Annotated in this window: 8 protein-coding genes and 1 pseudogene; 4 read left to right on the top strand and 5 right to left on the bottom strand. The window is 70.2% G+C overall.

The window, feature by feature from the left end; genetic code table 11:
• On the top strand, positions 1–426 hold a 426-nt coding region (locus tag WA805_RS06370; protein WP_425241871.1), incomplete at its 5' end, for an ATP-binding cassette domain-containing protein.
• A gap of 4 nt (positions 427–430) precedes the next feature.
• Here WA805_RS06370 and WA805_RS06375 read toward each other — a convergent pair.
• The 3 genes from WA805_RS06375 to WA805_RS06385 all read right to left on the bottom strand — a co-directional run bounded on the left by WA805_RS06375 (position 431) and on the right by WA805_RS06385 (position 2,998).
• Entirely contained in the window at positions 431–859 is a 429-nt protein-coding gene (locus WA805_RS06375; protein ID WP_422285783.1) for a nitroreductase family deazaflavin-dependent oxidoreductase, read from the bottom strand.
• Positions 856–1,791 carry an alpha/beta hydrolase gene (locus tag WA805_RS06380; protein WP_424560468.1) on the bottom strand — a complete coding sequence of 312 codons (936 nt, stop codon included), beginning with the start codon at positions 1,789–1,791 and terminating at the stop codon, positions 856–858. The genes WA805_RS06375 and WA805_RS06380 overlap by 4 nt, the downstream gene beginning before the upstream one ends.
• Before the next feature lie 124 nt (positions 1,792–1,915).
• Positions 1,916–2,998: a hypothetical protein gene (locus tag WA805_RS06385; protein WP_425241872.1), complete on the bottom strand. Its 1,083-nt coding sequence runs from the start codon at positions 2,996–2,998 to the stop codon at positions 1,916–1,918.
• A 208-nt stretch (positions 2,999–3,206) separates the two neighbouring features.
• On the opposite strand from WA805_RS06385, the gene WA805_RS06390 reads away from it, so the two are divergent.
• The 3 genes from WA805_RS06390 to WA805_RS06400 all read left to right on the top strand — a co-directional run bounded on the left by WA805_RS06390 (position 3,207) and on the right by WA805_RS06400 (position 5,343).
• Positions 3,207–4,046 carry an alpha/beta fold hydrolase gene (locus WA805_RS06390; RefSeq protein ID WP_422280500.1) on the top strand — a complete coding sequence of 280 codons (840 nt, stop codon included), beginning with the start codon at positions 3,207–3,209 and terminating at the stop codon, positions 4,044–4,046.
• Positions 4,047–4,147: 101 nt separating this feature from the next.
• Positions 4,148–4,744, top strand: a complete 597-nt coding sequence (locus tag WA805_RS06395) for a TetR/AcrR family transcriptional regulator (RefSeq protein ID WP_422280502.1) — start codon at positions 4,148–4,150, stop codon at positions 4,742–4,744.
• Positions 4,745–4,842: 98 nt separating this feature from the next.
• Positions 4,843–5,343 carry a hypothetical protein gene (locus tag WA805_RS06400; RefSeq protein ID WP_422280504.1) on the top strand — a complete coding sequence of 167 codons (501 nt, stop codon included), beginning with the start codon at positions 4,843–4,845 and terminating at the stop codon, positions 5,341–5,343.
• On the opposite strand, the gene WA805_RS06405 is transcribed toward WA805_RS06400, so the two are convergent.
• Positions 5,340–6,059 carry an ABC transporter ATP-binding protein gene (locus tag WA805_RS06405; RefSeq protein ID WP_425241873.1) on the bottom strand — a complete coding sequence of 240 codons (720 nt, stop codon included), beginning with the start codon at positions 6,057–6,059 and terminating at the stop codon, positions 5,340–5,342. The two genes, WA805_RS06400 and WA805_RS06405, sit on opposite strands and share 4 nt — an antisense overlap.
• Positions 6,056–6,267: pseudogene (locus WA805_RS06410) on the bottom strand (hypothetical protein); the annotation flags it as partial. The pseudogene WA805_RS06410 and the gene WA805_RS06405, both read right to left, overlap by 4 nt.

Consider the following 6,267-nt stretch of genomic DNA (forward strand, 5'->3'; position numbering starts at 1 on the left):
GACACTGTCGTCGGCGAACGCGGGTACCGGCTGTCGGGCGGGGAGAAGCAGCGCCTGGCCATCGCCCGCGTCCTACTGCACGACCCGCGCATCCTGATCTTGGACGAGGCGACCTCGTCGCTGGACAGCGCCAGCGAGCGGGAGGTGCAGAAAGCGCTGGATGCCCTGATGGGCTCGCGGACGACCATTGCCATCTCTCACCGGCTGTCCACCATCGTCAGCGCGGACGTCATCTATGTCATCGACAGGGGCCGGGTCACGGAATCTGGCTCGCATCGAGATCTGCTGCGCCAGGGCGGGCTGTACGCGTCGCTGTACGAGGAGCAGTTCGAGGGCGGGCAAGTCCAGTGGCCGTGCCCCGATGGCGACATCATGGCGGACGGAACGGTGCGGCCGCGCGAGCCGCAGGCGGTGCAGGCTAGTTAGCGGGCTACATCCGCCTCAGTTCGAGCACGGGAATGGTGCGGACTCCAACGGTTTGGCGTGCGTACTCGGCAAAGCCCGGGTAGCGCCGCGCTTGCTCGGCGTAGACGCGGTCGCGTTCAGCGCCGGTCAGTTCGCGGACGGTCACCGTGTATGTCTCGGTTCCACGTTCGACACTGCCGTCACCGGCGGCGGTCAGGTTGCGGTACCAGTCCGGGTTGGTGGGTGCTCCAGCCTTGGTTGCGAAGACGTAGATGACGTCCGGCGCGGTGTCGTGCGGGAGGTACATCGTCGGGGTGACGTACTCCCGCCCGCTTTTACGGCCGCGATGATGCACCAGGACCATCGGGGCGCCCGCGAAGTTCCCGCCAACCCGGCCCTCGTTCGCTCGGAACTCCGCGATGGTCGTAGCGTTCCAGTCGAGCGCGTCGCTCATGTCGAACTCCTGTCGTCCGCGAAGGCGGTCACGCGTTCCGCGCTGGCGAGATGCGCCGACAGGAGCTGTCCGGCTCTGTCCAGCGCCGCGGCCGCCTCGTCGAGGATCGGGTAGTAAGCCTGGAAGACGTGGGGCACCCCGGGAGTGACGTCAAGGGTAACCTCCACGTCGGCAACGGCAGCTTGCCGGGCGAGGCGGATGGCGTCGTCGAGGAGAACCTCGTGAGTTCCGGCCTGGATGATCAGGGGCGGCAGGCCGGCCAGGTCGGCGAATATCGGGCTGATGAGGCCGAGAGCGGCATCGTGCCCCGACGTGTAGTCGGTCACTCGGGCGCGGAGTGCCTGCGGGCTGAGCAGCGGGTCGGCGTCGCGCTTGGTTTCCATGGTCTCCCCGGCCAGGGTGAGGTCGGCATACGGTGACATGACGAAGGCCGCGGCGGGCAGGGGCAGCCCGTGATCGCGGGCGTTGACCAGGGTGGCGATGGCGAGCCCGCCGCCGGCGGACTCTCCCGCGAAGACGATGTCCGATGGGGCTGTGCCGCCCCGCAGGAGGGCTTCGTAGGCCGCCAGGGCGTCGTCGACCGCTGCCGGATACGGGTGCTCGGGGGCGAGCCGGTAGTCGACGGAGATGACCTTGCCGCGGGTCCGCCGGCCGACCTGCGAGGCCAGGTCGGCGGCGAGGAAGGCGTCCCCGATCACGTACACGCCGCCGTGGAAGTACAGGACAGTATGGCGAGGTTCGATTCCGTCGACTGTGATCTCGGCGGTCGGGACGCCGCCCAGTGCGGCCGCGGTCACGGTCACGTCGGGGGGCAGCGGCTGCGCCGATATCAACTCCCGGAGCTGTCGCCGCTGCTCGTTGACGTCGCTGTCGGCGGGGAAGGCTGACTGCCGCAGGATTGCTTCGAGGTTCTGTCGCTGTTCGGTGCTCACGGAGGATCCCCCTTCGGTCGGAATTCGCCTGGCAGGACCCCAGGCTTGCCGCCGGCCAGGTGAGGGGGCGTCACCGGATCACGGTGATTCGCGGTCCGGGACCTCGCGCCCTGACCCGCCGTACTCAGGCAGAGGGGACCACGCCAAAGCCCTCGCTGTGAGCCCAGGTGGCCCCGTTGTCGGTGCTGGTGTAGGCGACCACGTGGCCCTGCCGGTCCCGGCCGGTCACCACGAAGCGGCCCGTGCCGCCGGAGCCTGCCGTCACCTGCCGCGGCGTGAACCCGGCGGAGTCGGCGATCGTCGTGGCGAAGTGCCAGTTCACAGCGTCTTCGGAGGTGTAGACGACGGCGTCGGCGAGCCCGCCGGTCGCGCCCGGCCGCACCGCGATGAAATGACCCGCGTCACCCGCCAGCCCGGCGAACGTCCAGCCCGCGCCGTTGGTCTGGGGTACCACCACCGTGCGCCAGGCGGCACCGTTGTCCAGGCTGCGCCACACGTACGCGCAGGTCTTGCCGCCCTTGTTCGCGAACCCGACGATGAGCGTCACGTTCCAGTCCGAGGCGGCGTCCGTCATCGCGAAGACTTGTTCACCAGGGACGCTTACGAGACCGAACCGGGCCGCAGTGAACCTATGCCAGTTCAGCCCGTTCGGGCTCGTCCACACCAGGCCGGTGCCCGACTGGGCGGTCCCGGTGGCAAGGTACCCCCAGCTGTCTTTCGCCAGGCCGGAGATCGTCTCCCCGGGGCCCGCGAGCCCGCGGGCGGAGACCAGCATCCAGTTCATGCCGTCGGCACTGACCCAGATGGCGTGCGGCCCGAGCCCCACCCAGCCGCCGGGGCCGCCCGCCACGGTCGTTGCCGGATGGCCGGTGACAGGACCGGCCTGACTGCCCATGAACGCCGGTGTCCAGGTGCGGCCCCCGTCGGTCGAGACGCTGAAGGACGGGATCGCGGAGTCCTGCGAGCCCACGGCGACGACGGTGTCGCCGGAGGCGGCGACCTTGCTGAAGGCGGGAGCGCTCACCAGACTGCCGGACACGCTGTCCTTGGACATGCGGCTTGCCGTATTAGGCGCGGCATTGGCGCCGCTCGCGTGCGCACGCATGAGGAACGCCGCCGTCCCGCCCGCGGCCACCGCCAGGACCAGCGGAACGACAACGCCGACTACCAGCCGCCGCGGCCGCCTGCGCATGCCGGTCCAGGTCATGGCAGCCTCCAGTCTGTCCGGGTGATCCCGGGCCACTGACGTCCGGTTCGCACCCGTGTGCCCGGGATCGCTCGCGTTTGCCGCTTACATATCGTGATTGATTAGTCGCTCTCTGTCAAGAGGCGGGACTTTGTCCTCTCTCCCCTTGACGTGGTAAGCTATTAAAGCTAGCTTTAAAGCTAACTGAAATAGCTTTCTGGAGGGTGGCATGACCGAGTTTCTCGACATCAAGGGCGGGCGGATCGCGTACGACGTCACCGGGGATGGCCCGCTGATCGTGCTGTCGCACGGCATCGGGGACCGCCGGCAGGTCTACCGGTTCTTGGCGCCGGAACTGGTGCGGGCCGGGTTCCGGGTCGCCGCGCCGGACATGCGCGGGCACGGCGAGTCGAGCACCGGCGACTGGAAGTCGATCTCCCGCACCGACGTCGCCGGCGACCTGGTCGCGCTGATCAGGCACCTGGGCGGCGGACCGGCCGTCATCGTGGGGCACTCCCTGTCGGGCGGGGCGGCCACCATCGCCGCCGCGACGGCGCCCGACCTGGTCAGCGGCGTCGTCGAGATCGGCCCGTTCACCCGGAAGGTGCAGTACAGCCTGGGCGGGCTGCTGCGGATCCGGCGCTACCGCCGCGGCACGATGGGGATGATGGGCGTGATGCTGCTGCACAGCCTGAAGAGCTGGTTCCGCTACCTGGACCTGGCCTACCCGGAAAAGCCGGACGACTACGCCGCCTATGTGGCGGCGCTCCGGGCCAAGCTGTCCGAACCCGGCCGGATGGCCGAGTTCCTCAAGACCCTGAAGACGTCCCCCGCCGACGCGGGCGCCGCGCTGCCCCGCATCTCCTGCCCGGCCCTGGTCATCATGGGTACCGAGGACCCCGACTGGGCCGACCCCCAAGCCGAGGCCGAGGGAATCGTCGCCGCGATGCCCGCCGGACTCGGCGCCGTCGCGATGATCAAGAGGGGCGGCCACTATCCGCACGCGCAGTGCCCAGATGAGGTCGCCGCACTCACCACGAGCTTCATCCGGAAGCATGCCCTCGCCTGAACGGTGCCCGGCCATGATCGACGGCGCCGGGCACGGCCCGCACGACCAGTACCCTGACCAGGTGGCTGCGCTCACACTCGCCTTCCTCAGGGCGGCCGCCCGTGCCTAGGGCCGGGCTGAACACCGGCCGGGTGGTCGCCGAGGCGGCGGACCTGGCCGACGAGGTGGGGCTGGACCAGCTCACCCTGGCGGCTCTCGCCGCCCGCCTCGGGGTGCGCCAGCCGTCGCTGTATAAGCACGTCGCCAGCATCGACGCCCTCCAGCGGCTCATCTCCATGCGGGGGAAGGCCGAGCTCGCCGATGTGCTGGGCCGTGCCGCCATCGGCCGGGCGCGCGACGATGCCCTGGTCGCGATGGCTCACGCCTGGCGCGCCTGGGCGCTGGACCATCCGGGCCGCTACCAGGCCGCCGAGCGAGGTGCGGCCCCCGGCGACGCCGAGCACGAAGAGGTGTCCCGCCGGACCATCACGGTGCTGGTGGCGGTAATGAACGGCTACGGCCTCGCCGGTGACGACGCCGTCGACGCCATCCGGGCCTACCGGGCCGCCCTGCACGGATTCATCTCCTTGGAGGCCAACCACGGTTTCGCCTTCCCCAGCGACGTCGACCGCAGCTTCGACCGCCTCGTCCACGCCCTGGTGCGGGCCCTGTCCAGCTGGAGCGACGTGTCCGAGCCCGGCCGCGAGGTGCCGGCATGATGACCGCCGCACCCCCGGTGCAGGGACGGTCTCCGCGGACGAGGGTGTGGTCATCGGGGCGCCTCGGTGACCATGCGGATGTCAGGTAATCGGGCCCTATGGACGAGGTAATCGCCTGGGCCACGTTCGCCGGGGCGTGGCTGCTGGTAGCCGGGCCGCTCTACCAGGGCTCGGTCGAGCTCAACGAACTGGATGTAGACCGCGCGGGGATCGAGGGCAAGGCAGCAGCTGCCCAGGCAGCGCAGGCCCGGCCATCGGCGTGGTGGTGGCTGCTGCCACCGGTCATGTACCTGCTGCACCGTCGCTGGTACAAGGCGCTGCGGCAGGCCATGCTGGCACAGCTCACCCCGACCCAGCGTGAGCAGATGGCCAGCTTCCAGAGCAAGACCGCCGGGTGGTTCACCGTGGCGGCGGGCGCCACCCTGCTGGCCACCGGGGAGACCTGGCAGATCGTTCAGCATCACGGCTGGCCCGCCTGGCTGTTCTGGCTGCTGATCGTGGCGATGCTGTCCGCGGCGATCCTCAACACCGCAGTCCTGATGATCAGCGACGCGCGCACGCGCCACGCCGACGGCACCGAACCGGCGCTCGGCACCTAGGACGCCTCCCGCGGGAAGAGCCGTACACAGCTCGCTCTAGCTTTCCCGCAGGATCGTGCGTCGGTCAGGTGCAGGACCGAGTCGGCGATGTCCATGAGGGTGGGGTCGTGGGTGGCGAGCAGCGCGGTCACGCCCTCGGACCGGACGACGGAGCGGATCAGGCGCATGATCTGCTTGCCGGTCTCGGCGTCCAGTTGCCCCGTGGGCTCGTCGGCCAGCAGCAGCCGGGGGCGCGGCGCGAGCGCGCGGGCGATGGCCACGCGCTGCTGCTGGCCGCCGGAGAGCTCGCCTGGCCGGTGCCTGGCGTGGTCGGCCAGGCCGACGAGCGTGAGCATCGTGGCGACCCGCTCCTCGCGCGCCTTCGGGGCCATGCCTGCGATGCGCAACGGCACGCCTGCGTTCTCCGCCGCCGACAGGCCCGGCAGCAGGCTGAACGACTGGAAGATATAGGCAACGGTCTCCCGCCGCAGGTGCACCCTTTGCTGCTCGCTCATCGAGGTCACGTCCTTGCCGTCGATGCGCACCGCGCCAGAGTCAGGTGCATCCAGGCCGCCGACGATGTTGAGCAGCGTGGTCTTCCCCGACCCCGACCGGCCGCGCAGGGCGACGAGTTGTCCCTCGCCCACGGTCATATTGATCCCCCGCAGCGCGGCGGTGGCGGCCGGGCCGCTGCCGAAGGTGCGGGTCACGTCCGTCACGTCGATGATCGGCGTCACGCGTCAGCCTCCGGGGAAGCGGCCGGCGAGGAAGCGGGGCCCGAACCGGCTTGGCCCTTAGGGCGCTGGTCGGGCCAGACACCGATGTGGTCGGGCTCTAGGTCCAGCCGGACCCGGTCGCGCATGCCAAGCGTGTCGGTCATATCGCGTGGTAGCTGGAGCCGCCCGGCCCGGTCCAGCACGGCGTACTCGATGGCGTGCCCCAGAG

Source organism: Trebonia sp., assembly GCF_049794275.1.
GTDB lineage: Bacteria > Actinomycetota > Actinomycetes > Streptosporangiales > Streptosporangiaceae > Trebonia.

Excerpts from the sequence above, each read along its gene's own strand:
- WA805_RS06375 (WP_422285783.1), bottom strand. The coding sequence starts at position 859 with ATGAGCGACGCGCTCGACTGGAACGCTACGACCATCGCGGAGTTCCGA.
- WA805_RS06385 (WP_425241872.1), bottom strand. The coding sequence starts at position 2,998 with ATGACCTGGACCGGCATGCGCAGGCGGCCGCGGCGGCTGGTAGTCGGC.
- WA805_RS06390 (WP_422280500.1), top strand. The coding sequence starts at position 3,207 with ATGACCGAGTTTCTCGACATCAAGGGCGGGCGGATCGCGTACGACGTC.
- WA805_RS06400 (WP_422280504.1), top strand. The coding sequence starts at position 4,843 with ATGGACGAGGTAATCGCCTGGGCCACGTTCGCCGGGGCGTGGCTGCTG.